The organism is Pseudomonas sp. TH32 (assembly GCF_016650855.1).
Classification (GTDB): domain Bacteria; phylum Pseudomonadota; class Gammaproteobacteria; order Pseudomonadales; family Pseudomonadaceae; genus Aquipseudomonas.
Window position 1 is genome coordinate 5,666,053 of record NZ_JAEKFA010000002.1, and the last position, 20,362, is coordinate 5,686,414.

Sequence of the window (20,362 nt, forward strand, 5' to 3'; positions counted from 1 at the left end):
GCCAAAAGGATTGCTATGAAACGCAAAGACAAAATCGCTGTAACCGTCATCACTGTGTTTGCCGTGGGGGTGCTGGTTTACCTGCTGGCGCCGGGCATGTTCGGCAACAAGCGCCAGAGCACCAACGATGCCTTCGTCGCCGCTGACTACACCCTGGTGGCGCCGCGTGTGGCCGGCTTCATCAAGGAAGTGCTGGTGGACGACAACCAGCGAGTCAAGGCCGGGCAGTTGCTGGCGCTGATCGATGACCGTGACTTCCGCGCCGCTGCCCAGGCGGCCGATGCCGATACGCTGGTAGCTCAGGCGCAGCTGAAAAATGCCACGGCGACCCTGGAACGGCAGAGCTCGGTGATCGCCCAGGCCCAGGCCACCGTGGCGGCGGATCGCGCCGAAGTGGCGTTTGCCGAACATGAACTGAACCGTTACAACCACCTCGCGGGCGTAGGCGCCGGTACCGTACAAAACGCCCAGCAAGCCAAGACCCGCATCGAACAGGCCACCGCGCGCCTGGCCAACGCCAGGGCGGTGCTGGCGGCCGAACGCAAGCAAGTGGAAATCCTCAGCGCCCAGCGTGATGCGGCAGAAGGTGGCCTGAAACGCGCCCAGGCGGCGCTGGAAATGGCCAGCTTTCAACTGTCGTACACCCGCATCGTCGCGCCGGTAGACGGCATGGTCGGCGAGCGGGCGGTGCGGGTCGGCGCCTATGTGACGCCGGGCAGCAAGATCCTCGCCGTGGTACCCCTGGCCGAGGCCTACGTGGTAGCCAATTTCCAGGAGACCCAGTTGTCCCACATGCACGCAGGCCAAACGGTGGACGTGAAGGTCGACAGCCTCGACGGCGAAGTGCTCAAGGGGCACCTCGAAAGCCTGGCGCCGGCCACCGGGGTGACGTTCGCCTCGGTCAAGCCCGACAACGCCACCGGCAACTTCACCAAGGTGGTGCAGCGCATTCCGGTGAAAATCATCCTGGAACCCGGCCAGGCACTGACCGAACGCCTGCGGGTCGGCATGTCGGTGGAAGCCAGCGTCAACACCCACGCCGCCGCCCAGCCACGTGAGGTGGCGCAGCAATGAGACACCTCGCCTGGTTTACCTTAAGCCTGCTCAGCCTGAGTGCCTGCACCGTCGGCCCGGACTTTCAGCGCCCGCAAAATCCCGTCGGCCAATGGACCGAGCCGCATGGCCAGCAAGCCGCCAGCCACGCGGTCAACGACCCGCTGGAGGAGCGCTGGTGGGAAGTGTTCCACGATGCGCAACTCACTGCGCTCACACGTCGTGCACTCACCGATAACCTCGACCTGAAACTCGCCAGCAGCCGCCTGCAACAAAGCCGCGCGGCGCGCCAGGTGATCACCGCCGAGCGCTACCCGACCGTCAACGCCACCGGCGATTATCTGCGCCAGCGCAACAGTGCCGATGGCTTGAGCGACGCCTCGGGCAAGAACGGCCGCGCGGCTTACAACCAGTGGGACATGGGTTTCTCCGCTGCCTGGGAACTGGATTTCTGGGGCCGGGTAAAACGCGAAACCGAAGCCGCCGACGCCACCCTGCAAGTCGCCGAAAACGACCGCCGCGCCGTGCTGTTATCAGTGTTGGCGGAAACCGCCCAGGACTACATCCAGCTTCGCGGCGTGCAGAACACCCGGGCCGTCACCGAGCAAAACCTCGACGTGGCCCGCCACAGTTTGAAGCTGTCGCAGCTGCGTCTGGCCGATGGGGTGGCCACTGACCTCGATGTAGCCGAAGCCGCCGCTCAAGTCGCCGCCATCGAGGCGCGCCTGCCAGACTTGCAGCAACGCCAGGACCAGTTGATCAACGCCCTGAGCCTGCTGATGGGTGAACCGCCGCAAGCCTTGTATGCCGAGCTGTCCAAGGACGCCGCCGTACCGCAAACCCAACGCCAGGTCGCTATCGGCCTGCCGTCGCAATTGGCTGAGCGCCGCCCCGACATTCGCCAGGCCGAAGCGCGTTTGCATGCCGCCACCGCCTCCATCGGTGTGGCCAAGGGCGACTTCTACCCGCGTATCACCTTGTCCGGCAGCGTGGGTTCCCAAGCGTTGCAGCTGGCGGATTTCGGCTCGTGGAGTTCGCGTGCATTCGCGTTCGGCCCGCAACTGAGCTTGCCGATTTTCAACGGTGGCCGGCTGCAAGGCATGCTCGATTTGCGCGAAGCCCAGCAACAGGAAGCGGCCCTGGCCTACCAGCAAACGGTACTGCGGGCCTGGCATGAAATCGACGACCAGTTGACCCGCTACAACGCCAGCCAACTGCGCCGCGACAGCCTTGCCGAAGCGGTACGGCAGAACCAGATTGCCCTCACCACGGCGCAACACCAGTACGTCGAAGGCGTGGTGGATTTCGTCAACGTGCTGACGGTGCAAAGTGCGTTGCTGGCGACTCAGGAGCAGTGGGTGGAAAGCTCCACCGGCGTTTCCCTGGCCATGGTCGGGTTGTACAAGGCGCTGGGCGGGGGTTGGGAGTCGGTGTATCCGCTGCAAACGGCCGGGCAGTAAACTTTTGGAGCATTTGGCCGTTAACCTTTTCCAGCCAAATAACTTCCAGGAGCTTCCCCGTGTCAGTGATCGACAACCCCTACGCGCCGCCGCAGGCCAATCTGAGCGAACCACTCGCCCGCCCATCTACCTTCTTTGTGGTTGCGCCCCGCAAACTGGTGATCATGACGTTTCTGACCCAGGGGTTTTACTCGATCTATTGGGTTTACAAACAATGGGCATGCTATCGACAGGCAACCGGCGCCCGGATCTGGCCAGTGGCGCGGGCATTTTTTTCGCTGATTTTCCTGTACCAGATGATGATGAAAATCCGCCAGCAGGCTGAGTTGGCCGGGTCGACGTATCAGTGGTCGCCACGCAGCGTTGCTCTGGCGCTGATCGTTATAGGCTGCTTGCCATGGTGCTATATGTGGGTACTCACGCCGCTGACTTCATTCGAGATCAGTATGTGTTTGACGCTGGTGAGCATTTACCTGATGACGCAGGTGCAGGGGGCCGTGAATGCTCTGGAAAACGACCCCCAAGGTGAAGCAAACAAGCGCCTGACCTGGGTCAACGGTCTCTGGATCGTTATCGGGTTGTGTATGTACGCGTTTACGATCGTTTCAGCCCTGCGACCGCCTGTGGTCTCCTGAATTCAAAACCAGTGCCCACGGACCGTGGGCACTTAGGGATTCTGCAAAAACACCACATACCCTCGAAACCACTCACTGCCCTTCAAATACCCCGGCTCCTCCCACTCTCCACCCTGAATCAACCCAATCTTGAATGGCACGCCCAGCCGATTCATCCGTGGCAAATACGCCGCGTAATCCGGAATGCTGTGGCGGCCCTGATAGGTTTGCACCACCACTTCATCAATCACGCCCTTGAGTTGCGCGATGGCCGCCGGGTCGGCATTGCTGCTCCAGTCCATCAGCCCGGTGATGCTCAGGCGCAAGTCCTTGGGCAGGCGCTGGCGCAGGTCGCGCAGGAAGTCGGCGTATTCGTTGAGGTATTGCGTGCGGGCGTCGAAGTCGATCTGGATACCCACCACCGGATTGCCCGCGTCCCGCCAGCGTTGCACCTGGCCGAGCATCTGGCGGTAGACCGACTCGGGCCAGTGCAGGGTGTGGGCGCGGTACACCACCCAGATTTCACCCTGGGTGATGCGCGGCACACTCATGCCCTGGGCGATGAACTGCACGCCACGCGAGGGCGCGCGGCGGGTTGAGTTGATCTGGCCCTGGAGGATGTACAGGGTTTTCGCCTGCTTGAGCACCGGCTGCGGGGCGACGCCGCTCCACAGCCAGAATGCATCATGGTCGCCGGCGTTCACCGCGCCGAAGGCCGGGCTTGCCAGCAGGAGCAGGGCCAGCCAGAAGTGCTTCACGCCTTACCAGTAGTACTGCAGCGACTTGCCCCACTGGGTATCGGCAAATCCGGTTTTCAACTGGCGGAACCAGCCTTTGCGCACGGCCTTGTCGACGTCTTCGCCACCACAGCTGTTGTAGCCCGAAGGCCCGTAGCAGTTGATGGCGCGAAACAGCGCGTAGGCCTTGTCGTTATGCGGTGCCTTGGGATTGCCGATCACCCGCTTGTAGCCTTCGAGCCGCGAAAAGGTTTCACCTTTGAAAGGCGAGGCCGTACTGCCCAGGCTGCCGGCGGAGCGCGCTTGTTCCAGGGGCATGCCGTCCAGGCCGTTACGCAGGACGAATTCACCCAGGCAATTCAGGCCCTGGGGGTTTTTCGGGTCGGCCTGCAGGGTGCTGGCGATTTGCGCGATGCTCGGGCAGGTGTAGCCGGATTCGGCCTTGTCGCCGTTCCAGCGGAACAGTTTCAACGACTGGCCACCGCTGTAGACGTAGCCCAGGCTGGTGCCGAGCTTGTCGTCGGGAGGCGAGGCGGGGAGCTGTTTCAAGTCCTCGGCAAAGGTCTCGAACTGGCCGCGCAACAGGTCTTTATAAAGCAGCGTGAATTGCGCGGTCTGGCGCTCTACCGGGTCGCCCGCATTGGCAAGCTGCTGGCGCAGCAGCTCAGGGCCGGCGACATTGCGCAGCAGGATATAACGCACCTGCTTGGCGCTGATCGGTGAGTCGGCCGCGAACACCTTGGCCAGTTGGCCGCTGCGTTCGTAGTTCATGGCCAACGCCAGCTCAAGCTGGTCCCGTTGCAGCGGTTGCTTGGCCAGCGGCAGCAGTTGCAGCCACAACGCCTCGGCGGCTTTCCATTCGTCCTTGGCTTCCAGCGCCAGGCCGCGCAGGGTCTGTTGGCTGAAGGCGAAGTAATCGAGACTGGCCGGTACGTCTTGTGGCAACAGCTTCAAGGCACGGTCGGGTTGATGCTCGACGTACAGCGCGAACGCCGCCTGCACATAGGCATACAGCGCCGGCTCCTGGGCAAATATCGACTTTTGCCCGTCAAGGGCTTCGCGAGTGAGTTTCGGCGGCTCGCCAGCGCGCATCCACATCAGGTCGTTGAGGGCCAGGATCAACGGGTTGCCCACCGGTGCGGTGGTGCTGGTCAGCAGCTTGGTGTCAGCTTCCTGCACCAGTTCATCCAGCGACACGTTGCGCTGGGCATCGGTGGCCTGGGTCAGTTGCCAGGCAAAGTCATTGGCCAGCTTGTCGGGGTTGGGCGCCAGCCAGTGCACCCGGCGCAGCAGGCCACGGGCGGAGGCGGCGTAGTCGCCCTGTGGATAAGTTTTCAGGTAGTCGTCGAAGCCACTCTCGGCCCGTTGCAGCGCGGACTTATCCACATGCTCAAGGGACGGCGTGCCGTATTCGTCGAAGGCATTTTGCTGGGCGTCGTTCAGCGCGGTGCGGGCGGTCATGTACAGCGCCGTTTCCTTGAGCCAGGGCAGCGCGCTGCTCGTCAGCGCCGCGAAGCCTTTTTGTGCGTCGCTGAAGCGCCCGCTGTAAAAATCGCCGGCGGCTTGCAGGTAGGCGAGCAATGCCTGGCCGTCTGTCGATTTAATTTGATCGGCCTCGCCTGCCGCTACGCCGTCGGAGGAGCAACTGCCGAGCATCTGCAACCGCAGTTTGGCCAGCAATTGGCGTTCGGCCTGCGGTACATCGGCTTTCACCACTTGGCTGATAAACGCCGTGGCGCTGTCATCGGCGTTACTGCGGCAACGGCTGCCTTCGCCGGAAAGGAAGGCCTCGCCCGCAGTCTTGTAGTCATCGCGCTTGATGCCCAGCGGGCTCAGCAGTTGGTCCAGTTCGGCGGTGCGCGAGTCGTCGGGCGTGTTGTCGGGCTCATCCGCGGCGGGTGTAAGCCGATACACCGGGAATGGCACCTGGCCAAAGCCTTCGGAAAAGTCCTGCTCGCCCAGGGCATTCGGCGCCAGCGGCATGACGTTCTTGTCTGCCAGCAACAGGCGCAGGTTGACCCGGCTGTCATTGCCCGGGCTCAGGAAGGGCAGGTTGCTGCACACGTCCAGGCTGTTACGCGACACCCGCCAATCCGGGTAGCAGGAATCATCGCCACTGGCGTGGGCCTGGAGGGGAAGGGTGGCGAGCACTGTCAGTGCCAGGGGTGACAGAAGACCGATACGCATGAAGTGTCCTTGATCCTGAATCCATGGAAGGTGGCAATCATAGCGTGAACCCACCAAAGCGTCGGAGAAGCCCTGCGCAAAATTCAGATTTGTCCGATTGGCGGATCGCTGTTCAAATGCGCGCAAAACAGCAGGCGAATCGAGGCCTTTTGACCTAGAGTGGCGGGTGTTCGCGCAAGCGTAGTTCAGTAGTAGGTGAGGAAGTAGAGGTGCGACGCTCTGTGGCGGAACAAGACAACAAGGCCGGGGCATTTCCCGTGCTCAATCCTGGCCTGTGGGAGAACGCCGGCTGGCTCGCTCGATTGTGGTGGGTGCCGCTTTTGGCGTTGGCCGTGGCCGTGCGCTTCTACGGTTTGACCGCCTCCGCGATCTGGGGCGATGAAGGTTCAAGCCTGCTGCTTGCCGAGTATTCCCTGGAAGACCTGTGGTTTCACGCCGCCCATGACGTTCACCCGCCGCTGTATTTCGTCATGCTGCGTGGCTGGATCGAGGTGTTTGGCGACAGTATTTTCTCCCTGCGCAGCATGAGTGCGATCCCCGGCGTGGTCGCGGTCGGCCTGGGCATCTGGCTGACGCGGCTGATCGCGACCCGCCGCGCGGCGGTGCTGGCGGGGATTCTGCTGGCGTTGCTGCCCACGGCGGTGCGCTACAGCCAGGAAGTGCGAATGTACTCGCTGCTGGGTGTGTGGCTGCTGGCTGCGACCCTGGCATTGGTGTATTGGGTTCGCCAGCCTGAGCGCAAGCGGTACCTGGTGGCCTATGCGCTGTTAATGACGGCGGCGTTCTATACCCACTACTTCACCGCCTTGTGCGTACTTGTGCACTGGGCATGGCTGGTATTGCTGCGCCTGCCACGGGCCGGCGGCCTGCGCCTTGTCACACGTCCGGGCTGGTGGCTGGCCAACGTTGCCATTGTGTTGCTGTACTTGTCCTGGCTGCCGAATCTGCTGGGCCTGGTGCAGCACACCGAAGAGCTCAAGGTGGGCGGGGATATTGGCTGGGAAGACCCGGTCAACCTGTATTCGGTGCCGTCGATGGTGTGGCAGTTCCTGATTCAGGACCCGGGCGACCACCTGTGGCGGCCACTCTTTGTCGTGTTTCCGTTATTGCTGGTGGCGCTGGTCGGCGTGACCGCCTGGCGCGATCAAAGCCGCTATCGCTTCGGCTGGCTGCTGGGGCTTTTTTTCATGCTGCCGGTGCTGCTGGTCTATGGGGTTTCGTTTATTTCCCCGGTGTTTATCGAGCGGTACCTCACCGCGTACGCGATGAGTTTGCCGATCATCGTGGCGCTGGCTGTCGACCGTCTGTCGCCGCGCCTGACGCTGGCGGGCGCCGCATTGTTCGTGCTGTTTGTCGGGATCGAGCTGGTGGGCGTGAAGACCAACGCCACCGTTGATGAGCATGATCAATTCAATGTCGCGGTGGAATTCGTTAACCGCAACTATCAGGAAGATGACCGCATCGTCATCAGCGACATGCTCTGGTACCTGCCCTACGTCTATTACGACGAGACCGATGCCCAGTTGCAGCTCTTCACGCCACCGACCGCCGCCGGCAAATCGACCCGGCCGAATGCCTATGGTTTTGGCACGTTGGTGGACCAGGATGGCGGGCGCATCTACCTCGATCGCTTGTCGGCGTTGCCGGCAGACATCCAGCGTGTGTGGCTGATCAGCGCCGCTGACGGCCCGGATGATTTTGCCCCGTTGCCGGCAGGCTGGCGCCAGCTCAGCCAGCAGGATGGCGGCGGCGCTCGCGCCCGGCTCTTCGTGCTGTGTAACGCGCCGGCGGGTGTGCACCGCGAAGGCTGCGACTAATCTGCGCAACACCTGAGAGGTTTATGTTCGCCTGGGGGGCTAGACTCAGGTGAACCCTCTTTTCAGGAACACATCATGGAATCCCCGGTCCACAGCTTGCCATCCTTGTTCAAACAGCTCGGCTTGCCGGATGACCCGGTCAGTATCGAGCGGTTCATCGCTGTCCACTCCCCACTCAAACCCGAACTGCATCTGGCGGATGCGTTTTTCTGGACGCCAGGCCAGCGCGCGTTTTTGCGTGAAGAGATTTTGGAGGACGCGGATTGGGCGGAGGTGGTGGATGAGTTGAATTTGCGGTTGAGAGAGGGGCGCGGGGTTTAAAACCCGCTTTACTGACCCACATCTTCGCGCCGCCACCATCCATCCCAAAATTTGTATCAAAACTTGACGGCTTTGGATCCATCGACCATATTGATAGTTAGCAAACTAACTGTATGCGAATAGTCCAGTGTCCCAGACCCTCGAACAACTCCAGATGAACATCAGCAGCAGCATGGTGGTAGGTGCCAGGACCTGGCGCAAAATCTGCCAGACCACGCTTGTCAGCTATGGCATCTCCGAAGCCTGCGCCGTGCCGCTGCTGATGATCGGCCGCCTCGGCGACGGTGTGCACCAGGTGAAGGTAGCCCAGGCCGCCGGGATGGAAAGCCCGTCCCTGGTGCGCCTGTTGGACCAGCTGTGCAGCTCCGGCTACGTGTGCCGCACCGAAGACATCCACGACCGCCGCGCCAAGGCCTTGAGCCTTACCGAGCGTGGCCGCGAGCTGGTGCAGGCGGTGGAGGAACAACTGGTGCGCCTGCGCCGCGAGGTGCTGGCGACGATCGATCCCGATGACCTGGAAGCTGCCCTGCGTGTGCTGCGGGCCTTCGAAGGCGCCAATCAACATCCCATGGTTGTGAGTTCTTGAACGGATTTTTTACCGGCATGCCGCCGGCCAGGGATTGGTTCTATGGCGTCAGGACATTCGCCGCTTCAATGATCGCGTTGTACATCGCCATGCTGATGCAAATGCCGCGTCCGTATTGGGCGATGGCCACGGTGTATATCGTTTCCAGCCCGTTTGTCGGCCCTACCAGCTCCAAGGCGCTGTACCGGGCGGTCGGCACCTTCATGGGCGCCGCCGCCGCGGTGTTTTTTGTGCCGATGTTTGTGCAGACGCCTTACGTGCTGGTGGTGGTGATCGCGCTGTGGACCGGGATTCTGCTGTTCCTGTCCCTGCACCTGCGCACCGCCAACAGCTATGCGTTGATGCTGGCCGGCTACACCTTGCCGCTGATCGCCCTGCCAGTAGTGGATAACCCGCTGGCGGTGTGGGACGTGGCGGAAGCGCGAACCGAAGAAATTTTCCTCGGCATCGCCGTGGCGGCAGTCGTGGGGGCGATGTTCTGGCCGCGACGGCTGGCGCCGGTGTTTGATGATGCGGTGAGCAAGTGGTTTGCCGACGCGCAGGTCTACAGCCAGCGCTTCCTCAGCCGCAACGTGCAACCCGAAGAAATCAGCACCTTGCGCGGTGGCATGGTCGCCACCTTCAACACCCTGGAATTGATGATCGGCCAACTGCCCCACGAGGGGTCCCGGCCGCAAACGGTGCGTAACACCAAGGAGCTGCGTGGGCGGATGATCCACCTGCTGCCGGTGATCGACGCCCTCGACGACGCCGTGTATGCCCTGGAACACCGCGCCCCGGAGTTGCTCGACCGCTTCACGCCGCTGCTGAGCGCCGCCACCGAGTGGCTGGACAGCACGCAAAAGGACGCGCCCCTCGAACGCTGGCGGGCGCTGCGTGACCAGATCGAAGCCCTGCAACCCGACGCCGAAGCCCTGGATGATCGCCACCAGTTGCTGTTCTCCAACGCCCTGTTTCGCCTGGGCGAGTGGGTAGATTTATGGCAAGACTGCCGCAGCCTGCAAGCCGCCATCCAGTGCGAAAGCCAGGACAACTGGCGCGCGGTCTACCGCCACTGGCGGTTGGGCCGGCTGACGCCGTTCCTCGACCGGGGCCTGATGTTTTACTCGGCGTTTTCCACCGTCACCGCGATCATCGTCGCCTCGGTGCTGTGGATCCTGCTGGGCTGGACCGACGGCGGCAGCGCAGTGATCCTGGCGGCAGTCGCGTGCAGCTTCTTTGCCTCCATGGATGACCCCGCGCCGCAGATCTACCGGTTCTTTTTCTGGACGGCGATGTCGGTGCTGTTCGCCAGCCTGTACCTGTTTCTGGTGCTGCCCAACCTGCACGATTTCCCGATGCTGGTCCTGGCGTTTTCGGTGCCCTTTATCTGCATCGGCACGCTCACGGTACAGCCGCGCTTCTACTTGGGCATGCTGCTGACGCTGGTCAACACCTCGTCGTTCATCAGCATCCAGGGCGCCTACGACGCGGACTTCCTGGCCTTCGCCAACTCCAACCTGGCCGGCCCGGTGGGCTTGTTGTTCGCGTTCGTCTGGACATTGATCGCACGGCCGTTCGGCGCCGAGCTGGCGGCCAAGCGCCTGACCCGTTTCAGCTGGCGCGACATCGTCACCCTTACGGAGCCTGCGACCCTGGCCGAACACCGCAAGATGGGCGTGCAAATGCTCGACCGCCTGATGCAACACCTGCCGCGCCTGGCCATGACCGGCCAGGACACCGGCATCGCCCTGCGCGAAGTGCGCGTGGCGCTGAACCTGCTGGACCTGCTGGCCTACTCGCCACGCATCCTCGGAGTGCCGCGGGTGCTGCTTAACCAGGTGGTGGAAGGCGTCGGCGGTTACTTCAAGGCCTGCCTGAAAGCCGGTGAACGTCTGCCGGCCCCCAGCGGTCTGCTGATGACCCTCGACCGTACCCGCCGCGCCCTCAACGGCCAGGGCCTGCAAGGCGAAGACGAAACCCGCCTGCACTTGCTGCACGCCCTGAGCGGCCTGCGCCTGTCGCTGTTGCCGGGCGTGGAGTTTCTCGGCGGCACAGAAATGGAAGCGCCGTTACCCGATGGAGCGCCTTTATGATCGGTGATCTGGATATCAGCGGGGTGTTCCTGCCCACGCTGCTGGTGCTGATGGGCATTACGTATGTGCTGTACCTGGTGGTGCACGGGCTGTTGACCCGCGTCCACTTCTATCGCCTGGTCTGGCACCGGGCATTGTTCAATGTGGGTCTCTACGCTCTGTTGCTGGGCGCAGTGGATTCACTCAGTCGATACCTCATGACATGAAAAAACCTTTTTTGACCATCGGCCGTGTAGTCCTGACGTTATTGGTGGTGACCTTCGCCTGCGTCGTGGTGTGGCGCATGGTGATGTACTACATGTTTGCGCCGTGGACCCGTGACGGCCACATCCGTGCCGACATTGTGCAGATCGCCCCGGACGTGTCCGGGCTGATCCAGCAGGTGGACGTGCGCGATAACCAGTTGGTGGTACGCGGCCAAGTGCTGTTCTCCGTCGACCAGGACCGCTTCAAGCTGGCCTTGCGCCAAGCCCAGGCCGCCGTGGCCGACCGCCAGGAAACCCTGGCCCAGGCCGTACGCGAGAACAAGCGTAACCGTGGCCTGGGCAACCTGGTGGCCAGCGAACAACTGGAAGAAAGCCAGTCCCGCGTTGCCCGTGCCCAATCGGCCCTGGCCGAGTCGCAAGTGGCGGTGGATGCCGCGCAACTCAACCTGGACCGCTCGGTGATTCGCAGCCCGGTGGACGGCTACATCAATGACCGTGCGCCGCGTAACCAGGAGTTCGTGACCGCCGGGCGGCCGGTGTTGTCGGTGGTGGACAGCAATTCCTTCCACATCGACGGCTATTTTGAAGAGACCAAGCTCGACGGCATCCACGTTGGCCAGAGCGTCGACATCCGCGTGATCGGCGACAACGCCCGCCTGCGCGGGCATGTGCAGAGCATCGTCGCCGGCATCGAAGACCGTGACCGCACCAGCGGCTCCAACCTGCTGCCCAACGTCAACCCGGCGTTCAGTTGGGTGCGCCTGGCCCAGCGGATCCCCGTGCGCATCGCGTTTGACGATGTGCCGGCAGACTTCCGCATGATCGCCGGGCGCACCGCCACCGTGTCGATCATCGGCGACAAACCCGAGTCGGGGGAAAAACCATGAAACGGCTCTTAGCAACCGCCGGGCTGGGGTTGTTGCTGTCGGCCTGCCAAGTGGTGGGGCCCGATTACAAGCTGCCGGACAAGGCGGCCGTGAACCGCGGTGACCTTCAGGGCCAGTTGGCCGGGGAGGGCAACAATGTGGTGTCGGCGCCGGTGCCGGCGGACTGGTGGAAGCTCTACCAGGACCCGCGCCTGGATAAGCTGGTGGAGCAGGCCATGGCCTCCAACACCGACCTGCGGGTGGCCGCGGCCAACTTGCAGCGCTCGCGCTATCAGGTGCAGCAAGCCGAGTCTGCCGGCGGCTGGAGTGCCGGCGCCAAGGCTGAAGCCCAGCGCCTGCAAGAGTCCGGCGAAGCCTATCTGCTGACGGAAAAAGTCCCGGTGGCCAACATCGGCAGTGCCAGCATCAGCACCTCCTACCAATTCGATTTGTTCGGCACCCTGCAGCGCGGCATTGAAAGCTCCCAGGCCAGTGCCGATGCGGCCCAGGCGGCGGCCGATATCGCCCGTATCACCCTGGTGGCGGACGTGGTGCGTTCCTACACCCAGGTGTGCGCGGCCAATGAAGAGCTGGCGATCGCCAACGAGTCCCTGGACCTTCAAGCCCAGAGCACACACCTGACCCAGCGCCTGCGGGACGCCGGTCGCGGTGATGAAACCCAGGTCACCCGTTCGCAAACCCAATACAAATCCTTGCGCGCCGAAATGCCGCGCTATGAAGCACTGCGCCAGGCCGGGCTGTTCCGCCTGTCGATGTTGCTGGCCAAGCCGCTGAATCAACTGCCGGCCGGCACCGCCCAATGCGCCGAGCTGCCGCATATCGCGCAATTGCTGCCGGTAGGTGATGGCGCCACGCTGCTCAAGCGTCGCCCTGACGTGCGCCAGGCTGAACGCCAACTGGCGGCGGCCACCGCGCGAATCGGTGTGGCCACCGGCGCGCTGTACCCGGATATCAGCATCGGCGCCACCGTGGGCACCGTCGGTATCCTGGATGACCTGGGCACGCCAGCCACCAACCGCTGGGGCTTTGGCCCGCTGATCAGCTGGACACTGCCGACCAACGGCGCCCGTGCGCGCATCCACGAGGCCGAAGCCGCGACCCAGGGCGCCCTGGCGCACTTCGACGGCGTGGTGCTCAATGCCATCCGCGAAACCCAGACGGGCCTCGCGCAGTACACCGCCCAACTGCAACGCCGTGATGCCCTGGCCGATGCCGGCGCGTCGGCCAAAGAGGCGGCGGAGCAGACGCACCGCTTCTTCCAGGCCGGCCGCGCCTCGTTCCTGGCCGACCTGCAAGCCACCCGCACCTACACCGACGTGCGGGCGCAGCTGGCAGCGGCGAATACCCAGGTTGCCATGAGCCAGATCGATTTGTTCCTGGCCCTGGGCGGCGGTTGGGAAAGTGGACGAACGCAAGCCACACAAGCCAGCAAACCCTGAGCTGATTGCTATGCTTTGAACAGCAGGCCGCCGTGATGGCCTGCTGGTCACTGCTCGCGTTTGCTCATGGGGATTCCAATAATGAAAAACCCTTATGCTCCCGCTTTCTGGTGCGTGTTCTTCGCACTGGTGTTGCTATCGGCGACTTACTTCTACGGCATCATGCTGGCCCATCAGATCGACAAGGCCATGGTGTTCCTCGACAGCGCCAGCGCGCTGATCGCGGTGTTGTCCATTGGCGTGGTGGCCTGGGCCTCCTACCAGGGCCAGTGCATCAAGCGAAGACTTCTGGAACAAGGCAAGACCCGCGTGGCGATCTGGGACACCAAGGTTGCCCTGCGCCGGGTCGAGACCGTGTTCGACCGCTACTTCTGGGGCAGTTACTGGCAGCCGGGGCGTACGTTCCAGGAAGTCATGGGTGAGCTGACCGGCACGCCGCTGGAAAAAAGCCTCGAAGCCCTGAAAAAACAATGCGTGATGCTCGACCGGCAGGTCGCCGACGGACGGCATTGGCTGAATAACGCGCGGGAATTATCCGACGTGGCCACCGCCATGGCGCGGGAGCGGTACCAGCTGGATTTTTACGATCCCAAGTCCGATACACCGGGCAATGCGGTGATTCACCGTGAGTTTGAAGTGCTGGTGTATACGTGGACGGCGCGGCTGAAGAGCTTCGATCATCAACTCGATGAGATCGAAACCGAGTATTCCTGAGGGACCTTCCACTGTGATTGGGTGCCTATGCTAATCTTCCCCGGATTTCGGCGGGCTTGAGCCGACACCCTTCGGGGTTCAGGGAAGACAGCCCACTTCACAGGATTTGATCAGGTCACTACATGAATAAGCCAGCAGTCGTTCTCTTGGGTATCGTCGTCGCCATTGGTGCAATCAGCGCAGGCGGTGCCTGGTACACCGGCAAGCAACTGGAGCCGGTGCTGCAAACCGCCATCCAGGACGCCAACAAGGAACTGCAGACCTCCATGGCCGGCGTCGACGGCACGGTGACCCTCGAACTGGTCTCCCTCGACCGCCAGCTGTTCAGCAGCACCGCCCACTATCGCCTCAAGGCCCAGGGCGCGGTGTTCGGCGAAAACCACCAGGATACCGAACTGCTGTTCGTCGACCATATCGAACACGGCCCGCTGCCGTTCTCGCGCCTGGTGTCGCTGAAGTGGCTGCCCGTCATGGCCACCAGTCACTATGAGCTTGAGAAAAACCCGACCACCGAAAAATGGTTTGCCGCCAGCAAAGACGTGTCGCCACTCAAAGGCGTGGCCAACATCGGCTACAACCGCTCGGTGAGCGGCAACGTTGAACTGCTGCCCCTGGAACTCAAGGACGACAAGTCGGCCGTGAGCTTCTCCGGTGCCAACCTGGACTTCGACTCCACCGCCGAAGGCAAGAAGGTCAAGGCCAGCGGCTACATGGACAGCCTCAAGGTCTCGGTCACCGACGCCAACAACGCCAAGCTGGATGCCGAGTTGAGCGGCCTGACCATTGCCAGCAACCTGGAAAAAACCACCTTTGGTTTCTACACCGGGCAAAACACCGTCGAACTGACCAACACCAAGGTCACCTTCGGCCCGCAACAAGCGGTGCTGACCCTCAAGAACTTTGAGCAGAAAGACAGCAGCGAAACCAAGGACAACAACCTGGCCGGCCGTGTCGACTACAAGATCGACGAGATCGGTTACCAGGGCAAGCCAGTGGGTTCGGCGGCCATGGCGGTCAGCATGAAGAACGTCGACATCCCGTCGATGCTGGTACTGACCAAGCTCTACCAGGAAAAGGTCCAACCGGCCCAAGCCGCTGCCGCTGCCGGCCAGCCCGTGCCTGAGTTGCAACTGACTGACGCCGAGCAAGCCCTGGCCCAGTCCAACGTCGACCAACTGTTGGCTGCCAAGCCGCAAGTGGCGGTAGAAAACCTGTCGCTGAAAACCACCAATGGCGAAAGCCGCTTCAACCTGGTGGTAGACCTGGCCAAGCCGTCGAGCATGGACTTGCCGCCGGTTGAACTGGGCAAGCAAATCGTTGCCCTGCTGGACGCCAACCTGACCCTGTCCAAGCCGATGATCCAGGACGTTGCCGGCCTGCAAGCGCAGATCGGTGGTGTGACCGACCCGAAAGCCATCGAGCAGCAATCCCAGGCGGCCAGCGAGATGATCGGCGGCATGGCCGTGGGCACTCAACTGGCGACCCTGGTGGGCACCGATATCGTTTCCAAGCTGCACTACGCCAACAATGAAGTGACTTTCAACGGGCAGAAAATGACCGTCGAGCAATTCATTGGTTTTGTACTGGGCAAGTTCGGCGCGGTCAGCGGCGCTCAATAAGACTCGGCTCAAAGTGATGTAGGCCAATTCTGAACAATTGTTCTGAATTGGCCTTTTTTATACCCCTCTCAAGGATATTGCGCCCCAGGAAAGCTTGGCCGCGTCATCAGATGTCGGCCGCCTGGTGTGTCGTGCAGGTGAATTTATCGCTCCGGCTTTCCCAGGTGAGGAAGCTGACGACATGTCGCGTAATGTTCATCCCTTTATCCGCCTGGCCCTGTGCGGCCAGTTGCTGTGGCCCGTCGTGGCCTCGGCCGATGCGGCCTATGATTCGCTGATCAACCAGGCCCGCAGCGGCAACTACGGTCCGGCCCTCAACCTGTTGCGCCAATTGCCCGCCGAGCGCCAGACGCCCGGGCAGGTCAGCGATCATCTGCTGATCGCCAGCTGGGCGCGCCAGGACGCCGAGGTGCTGACGGTCTACGAGGCCCAGGGCCGCACTCGCACCCTCACCACCCAAGCGCTGGCCACCGTTGCCCGCACCTATCGCAACCAGCAGCGTTGGGAACCGGCGCTTGCCGTGTACCGCCAGGCGCTGCAACGCGAACCGAATAACCCGGACCTGCAACTGGGCCTGGCCCTGACCCAGGCGGATGCCGGCCAGACCGCCGAAGCCGTGCAGCGCACCCGCGCCCTGGTGGCCGCCAAGCCCGACGACGCCGACCGCCGCATGGCATTGGGCTACGCACTGACCCGCGCAGGTTTTACCTACGACGCACTGTTCGAATTCGACCAGGCCTTCATCCGTGCCGGCAACACACCCGAAGTCGCCCGCGAATACATCGTCGCCCTGCAACGCGCACGCCTGCCGGAGCCGGCCCTGCGCCTGGCTGCCAAACGCCCGGGCCTGCTGGACCCGGTCACCCAGCGCCGCCTCGAAGGCGACCTGGCGGCCGAACGCGTGCGCATGGCCGAGTTCGCGACCCGCAGTGAAAAAGAGCGCTACGTGATTGCTGACCGCGCCCTCAAGGATTACCACCAACTGCTCGCCACCTGGACGCCGCAGGCCAGCGCCCATGACGACGTGGTGCGCTGGCGCATCGACCGCCTGGGCGCGTTGAAAGCCCGGGCGCGCACCGCCGAGGTGATCCGCGATTACGAAGTGCTCAAGAGCGAAGGCGTACAACTGCCGACCTACGCCCTGCGCTGGGTCGCTGCCGCCTACCTCGACCAGCGCCAGCCGGAAAAGGCCGCGCCTCTGTATCGCCAGGCCCTGGCGGCGAGCGACGCGGACGCCGGCGATCACGTCGAAGACAGCACCGCGCTGTTCTACGCCTTGCTCGAAAACGATCAAGTGGCGCAAGCCCGCGAAGTCGCCGACAACCTGGCGAGCACCCAGAAACCCCGGGTCGAACTCAAGGGCTTGCCCATCGGCAACCCCAACGACGCGTGGATGGACGCCCAACAATTAGCGGCGCAGGCCGGTACCTATGGCGCCGACTTGCCCGCCAGCGAAAAAGGCCTGGAAGCCCTGGTGCAACAGGCTCCCGGCAATATCGGCCTGCGCCTGGCCCAGGCCGACATGTACCGTGCCCGTGACTGGCCTCGGCGCGCCGAAAACACCCTCAAGGAAACCGAAGCCCAGGCCCCGCGCGACATCGGCCTGGAGGTTTCCCAAGGCCACACTGCCCTCGATTTGCAGGAGTGGCGCCAGCTCGACGCACTCACCGACGACGTGGTTGACCGCGCGCCGGACAACCGCCAGGTACAGCGCCTCAGCCGCCTGCGGGATGTGCACGACATGGCCGAATTGCGCGTCGAGGCCTACACCGGCAAAAGCAATGGTGGCGGTGATAACGGCGCGGGCGCGGTATCCGGCAGTCGCGACTTCGGTATCGAAACCTTGCTCTACAGCCCGCCCATCGATGAAGACTGGCGGGTGTTCGGCGGTGCCGGCTACGCCACCGCCGATTTCGAAGAAGGCACCGGCCAGCACCGCTGGCAGCGGCTCGGCGTAGAGCGGCGCACCCGCGACATGACCCTGGAAGCCGAGGTGTCCAATCACTCCTACGGCTTTGGCTCCAAGCAGGGCGCGCGGGTCGCGATTGCCCGGGACATCAATGACCAATGGCAGTACGGCGGTAGCCTCGACTACCTCTCCGCCAGCACCCCGTTGCGGGCGCTGAACGCCGACATCACCGCCAACGGCGGCAGCGGTTTTATCCGCTGGCGCGCCAATGAAAGCCGCGAATGGAAACTGGCCCTGAGCCCGTCCCATTTCAGCGACGGCAACAACCGCCTCGAAGCGCTGCTCACCGGTCGGCAGGGCGTGTACAGCTCGCCGGGGGTGCAGGTCGACCTCGGCCTGGAAGTCGGCGCCAGCCGCAACACCAAGGAAGACACGCCGTACTTCAACCCGCGCTCGGACTTCAGCGTGCTGCCCACGGCCACCGTCAACCACGTGCTCTACCACCGCTACGAGACCCAATGGAACCAGCAGTTCCAGGTGGGTGCGGGCACTTACAGCCAGCGCGATTACGGCACCGGCGGCGTTGCATTGGTGGGCTACGGCCAGCGTTTCCGCTGGAACGACGTGCTCGAAACCGGTGCCAACCTCAGCTGGATCAGCCGACCTTATGACGGTGAGCGCGAAAGCGACCTGCGCCTGATCGTCGACCTCACCTACCGCTTCTAGAAGAGTCCGATCATGCCTGTCTTGTCCCGTTGCCTGTTGGCCCTGGGGTTAATGCTGAGCAGCGCCTGCGCCCAGCAACCCGCGCCTTTCACTCCACCCGCCGAGCGGCTAAAGCCTGCCAGCGAAGCGCCGTGGCCGAAGAATCATTTTCTCGGTATTGCCTACCACGACATTGAGGACCGCGACCCCGATCAGGCAGTGGTGGCGGTGCGCACCGAACGCTTGATCGAGCAGTTGGCGTGGCTGCGGGAGAACGGCTACCAGCCGGTCACCGTTGACCAAATCCTGGCGGCCCGCAGCGGTGGTCCGGCGCTGCCGGCGAAGGCGATCATGCTCAGCTTCGATGACGGCTACGCGAGCTTCTACACCCGTGTGATGCCGATCCTGCGCAGCTATAACTGGCACGCGCTGCTGGCGCCGGTGGGTTCGTGGGTGGATACGCCGCTGAACCAACCGGTGGATTTCGCCGGAACGCCACGGCCGCGTTCGGACTTCCTGACCTGGCAGCAGGTGCGCGAAATCGCCCAGTCCGGCCTGGTGGAAATCGCCGCCCACACCGACGCCAATCACAAGGGCGTGCTCGCTAACCCCCAGGGCAACCTGCAACCGGCCGCTACCACGCGACGCTTTGATCCAAAGACCAACCGCTACGAAACCGAAGCCCAGTTCCAGGCGCGGATGCGCACCGACGTCACGGCGATCTCCAACAAGATCCGCGCCGTCACCGGCAAGGCCCCGCGTGTCTGGGTGTGGCCGTATGGCGCTGCCGACGGTACCTCATTGGCCGTGGTGGGCGAGCAGGGCTACCAGATGGCCCTGACCCTGGAAGACGGCCTCGACAGCCTCGGCAACCTGATGAGCAGCCCGCGTTTCCTCGTGGCCTCCGACCCGGACGGCGAGCACTATGCCAACGCCATCGTCGCGACCCAGGCCGAAGCGCCGCTGCGGGTGCTGCATGTGGACCTGGACAACGTCTACGACCCGGACCCGGAACAACAGGTGCGCAACCTCGACAAGCTGATCCAGCGCGTGGTCGACATGGGCGCCAGCACCGTGTTCCTGCAAGCCTTCGCCGACCCCAAGGGCGACGGCCTGGTGCGTTCGCTGTACTTCCCCAACCGCCATTTGCCGGTGCGCGCCGACCTGTTCAACCGCGTCACCTGGCAACTGCGCACCCGGGCTCATGTGAATGTGTTTGCCTGGATGCCGGTGCTCAGTTTCGCCCTCGATTCGAAGCTGCCCCGCGTCACCCGCTGGGACCCGGAAACCGGCAAGGTCGCCATCGACCCGGACCAGTACCAGCGCCTGTCGCCGTTTGATCCGAAAGTGCGGCAGGTCATCGGTGAGATCTACGAAGACCTGGCCCGCACCAGTGCCATCGACGGCGTGCTGTTCCACGACGACGCGGTGCTGTCGGACTTTGAAGATGCCAGCCCGCTGGCGCTCAAGGCCTACGCCGCCAACGGCCTGCCCGACACCATCGAAGCCCTGCGCGCCGACCCTGCGGTGATGCAGCGCTGGACCCGGTTCAAGAGCCGCTACCTCATCGACTTCACCCATGAGCTGACGGCCAAGGTCCGCACGCTGCGCGGCCCGCAAGTGCAGACCGCACGCAATATCTTCGCCGAGCCGATGCTCAACCCCGGCAGCGAAGCCTGGTTCGCGCAGAACCTCGACGACTTCCTCACCAGCTACGACTGGACCGCGCCGATGGCCATGCCGTTGATGGAAGGCCAGGACCTGAAGGGCTCCAACGCCTGGCTGGAAAAGCTTGTGGCCACCGTCAAGGCCCGCCCCGGTGCACTGCACCGCACCGTCTTCGAGTTGCAAGCCAAGGACTGGCGCACCCCGGCCGCCCCGGACCTTTCCGGCGCACAAATGGCCGAGTGGATGGGCGTACTCAAGCGTCAGGGCGTGACCAGTTTTGGCTACTACCCCGACAACTTCCTGGAGAATTCGCCGGATCTGAAAACCGTGCGTCCGGCCCTTTCCAACCAGTGGAATCCTTGACT

16 protein-coding genes are annotated in these 20,362 nt (G+C 63.3%); 14 read left to right on the forward strand and 2 right to left on the reverse strand.

Translation table 11 applies throughout. The annotated features are described in order from the left end of the window. The first annotated feature begins 15 nt into the window (after positions 1 to 15). Genes JFV30_RS29710 through JFV30_RS29720 form a run of 3 tightly spaced genes read left to right on the forward strand, consistent with a single transcriptional unit; the run spans position 16 to position 3,148 of the window. Positions 16 to 1,074: an HlyD family secretion protein gene (locus JFV30_RS29710; protein WP_201125831.1), complete on the forward strand. Its 1,059-nt coding sequence runs from the start codon at positions 16 to 18 to the stop codon at positions 1,072 to 1,074. Continuing rightward, the gene (locus JFV30_RS29715; RefSeq protein ID WP_201125832.1) at positions 1,071 to 2,513 is read left to right on the forward strand and encodes an efflux transporter outer membrane subunit; all 1,443 of its coding nucleotides are present in this window, start codon (positions 1,071 to 1,073) and stop codon (positions 2,511 to 2,513) included. The genes JFV30_RS29710 and JFV30_RS29715 overlap by 4 nt, the downstream gene beginning before the upstream one ends. A 59-nt stretch (positions 2,514 to 2,572) precedes the next feature. Further along, positions 2,573 to 3,148 (forward strand): hypothetical protein, encoded by a 576-nt coding sequence (locus JFV30_RS29720; protein ID WP_201125833.1) that lies wholly within the window; start codon positions 2,573 to 2,575, stop codon positions 3,146 to 3,148. Positions 3,149 to 3,180: 32 nt separating this feature from the next. On the opposite strand, the gene JFV30_RS29725 is transcribed toward JFV30_RS29720, so the two are convergent. Both JFV30_RS29725 and JFV30_RS29730 read right to left on the reverse strand, forming a co-directional pair. Beyond that, positions 3,181 to 3,885 (reverse strand): DUF3142 domain-containing protein, encoded by a 705-nt coding sequence (locus tag JFV30_RS29725; protein ID WP_201125834.1) that lies wholly within the window; start codon positions 3,883 to 3,885, stop codon positions 3,181 to 3,183. 3 nt (positions 3,886 to 3,888) lie between these two features. Beyond that, entirely contained in the window at positions 3,889 to 6,051 is a 2,163-nt protein-coding gene (locus tag JFV30_RS29730; protein WP_201125835.1) for an outer membrane assembly lipoprotein YfiO, read from the reverse strand. Between the two features lie 209 nt (positions 6,052 to 6,260). On the opposite strand from JFV30_RS29730, the gene JFV30_RS29735 reads away from it, so the two are divergent. The 11 genes from JFV30_RS29735 to pgaB all read left to right on the forward strand — a co-directional run bounded on the left by JFV30_RS29735 (position 6,261) and on the right by pgaB (position 20,360). Next, a complete protein-coding gene (locus JFV30_RS29735) occupies positions 6,261 to 7,868 on the forward strand; it encodes a glycosyltransferase family 39 protein (protein ID WP_446739868.1) in 1,608 nt (535 codons plus the stop codon). A gap of 75 nt (positions 7,869 to 7,943) precedes the next feature. After that, on the forward strand, positions 7,944 to 8,189 hold the full coding sequence (locus JFV30_RS29740) for a DUF2789 domain-containing protein (protein WP_076015581.1): 246 nt from the start codon (positions 7,944 to 7,946) through the stop codon (positions 8,187 to 8,189). 154 nt (positions 8,190 to 8,343) lie between these two features. Next, positions 8,344 to 8,775: a MarR family winged helix-turn-helix transcriptional regulator gene (locus JFV30_RS29745; protein WP_010168758.1), complete on the forward strand. Its 432-nt coding sequence runs from the start codon at positions 8,344 to 8,346 to the stop codon at positions 8,773 to 8,775. Continuing rightward, positions 8,772 to 10,850 (forward strand): FUSC family protein, encoded by a 2,079-nt coding sequence (locus tag JFV30_RS29750; RefSeq protein ID WP_201125836.1) that lies wholly within the window; start codon positions 8,772 to 8,774, stop codon positions 10,848 to 10,850. The genes JFV30_RS29745 and JFV30_RS29750 overlap by 4 nt, the downstream gene beginning before the upstream one ends. Then, complete coding sequence (locus JFV30_RS29755) at positions 10,847 to 11,056, forward strand: DUF1656 domain-containing protein (RefSeq protein ID WP_003218193.1); 210 nt, start codon at positions 10,847 to 10,849, stop codon at positions 11,054 to 11,056. The genes JFV30_RS29750 and JFV30_RS29755 overlap by 4 nt, the downstream gene beginning before the upstream one ends. Then, positions 11,053 to 11,943, forward strand: coding sequence for an efflux RND transporter periplasmic adaptor subunit (locus JFV30_RS29760; protein WP_010168764.1), 891 nt, complete (start codon positions 11,053 to 11,055; stop codon positions 11,941 to 11,943). Before JFV30_RS29755 ends, JFV30_RS29760 begins: the two co-directional genes overlap by 4 nt. Further along, positions 11,940 to 13,382: an efflux transporter outer membrane subunit gene (locus JFV30_RS29765; protein ID WP_169386682.1), complete on the forward strand. Its 1,443-nt coding sequence runs from the start codon at positions 11,940 to 11,942 to the stop codon at positions 13,380 to 13,382. The genes JFV30_RS29760 and JFV30_RS29765 overlap by 4 nt, the downstream gene beginning before the upstream one ends. A gap of 81 nt (positions 13,383 to 13,463) precedes the next feature. Further along, the gene (locus JFV30_RS29770) at positions 13,464 to 14,096 is read left to right on the forward strand and encodes an NADH:ubiquinone oxidoreductase subunit N (protein ID WP_201125837.1); all 633 of its coding nucleotides are present in this window, start codon (positions 13,464 to 13,466) and stop codon (positions 14,094 to 14,096) included. 122 nt (positions 14,097 to 14,218) lie between these two features. Beyond that, complete coding sequence (locus JFV30_RS29775; RefSeq protein ID WP_201125838.1) at positions 14,219 to 15,715, forward strand: YdgA family protein; 1,497 nt, start codon at positions 14,219 to 14,221, stop codon at positions 15,713 to 15,715. 181 nt (positions 15,716 to 15,896) lie between these two features. Continuing rightward, the gene (pgaA, locus tag JFV30_RS29780) at positions 15,897 to 18,350 is read left to right on the forward strand and encodes a poly-beta-1,6 N-acetyl-D-glucosamine export porin PgaA (RefSeq protein ID WP_201125839.1); all 2,454 of its coding nucleotides are present in this window, start codon (positions 15,897 to 15,899) and stop codon (positions 18,348 to 18,350) included. Positions 18,351 to 18,362: 12 nt separating this feature from the next. Then, the gene (gene pgaB, locus JFV30_RS29785; RefSeq protein WP_201125840.1) at positions 18,363 to 20,360 is read left to right on the forward strand and encodes a poly-beta-1,6-N-acetyl-D-glucosamine N-deacetylase PgaB; all 1,998 of its coding nucleotides are present in this window, start codon (positions 18,363 to 18,365) and stop codon (positions 20,358 to 20,360) included. The last annotated feature ends 2 nt before the right edge of the window (positions 20,361 to 20,362 follow it).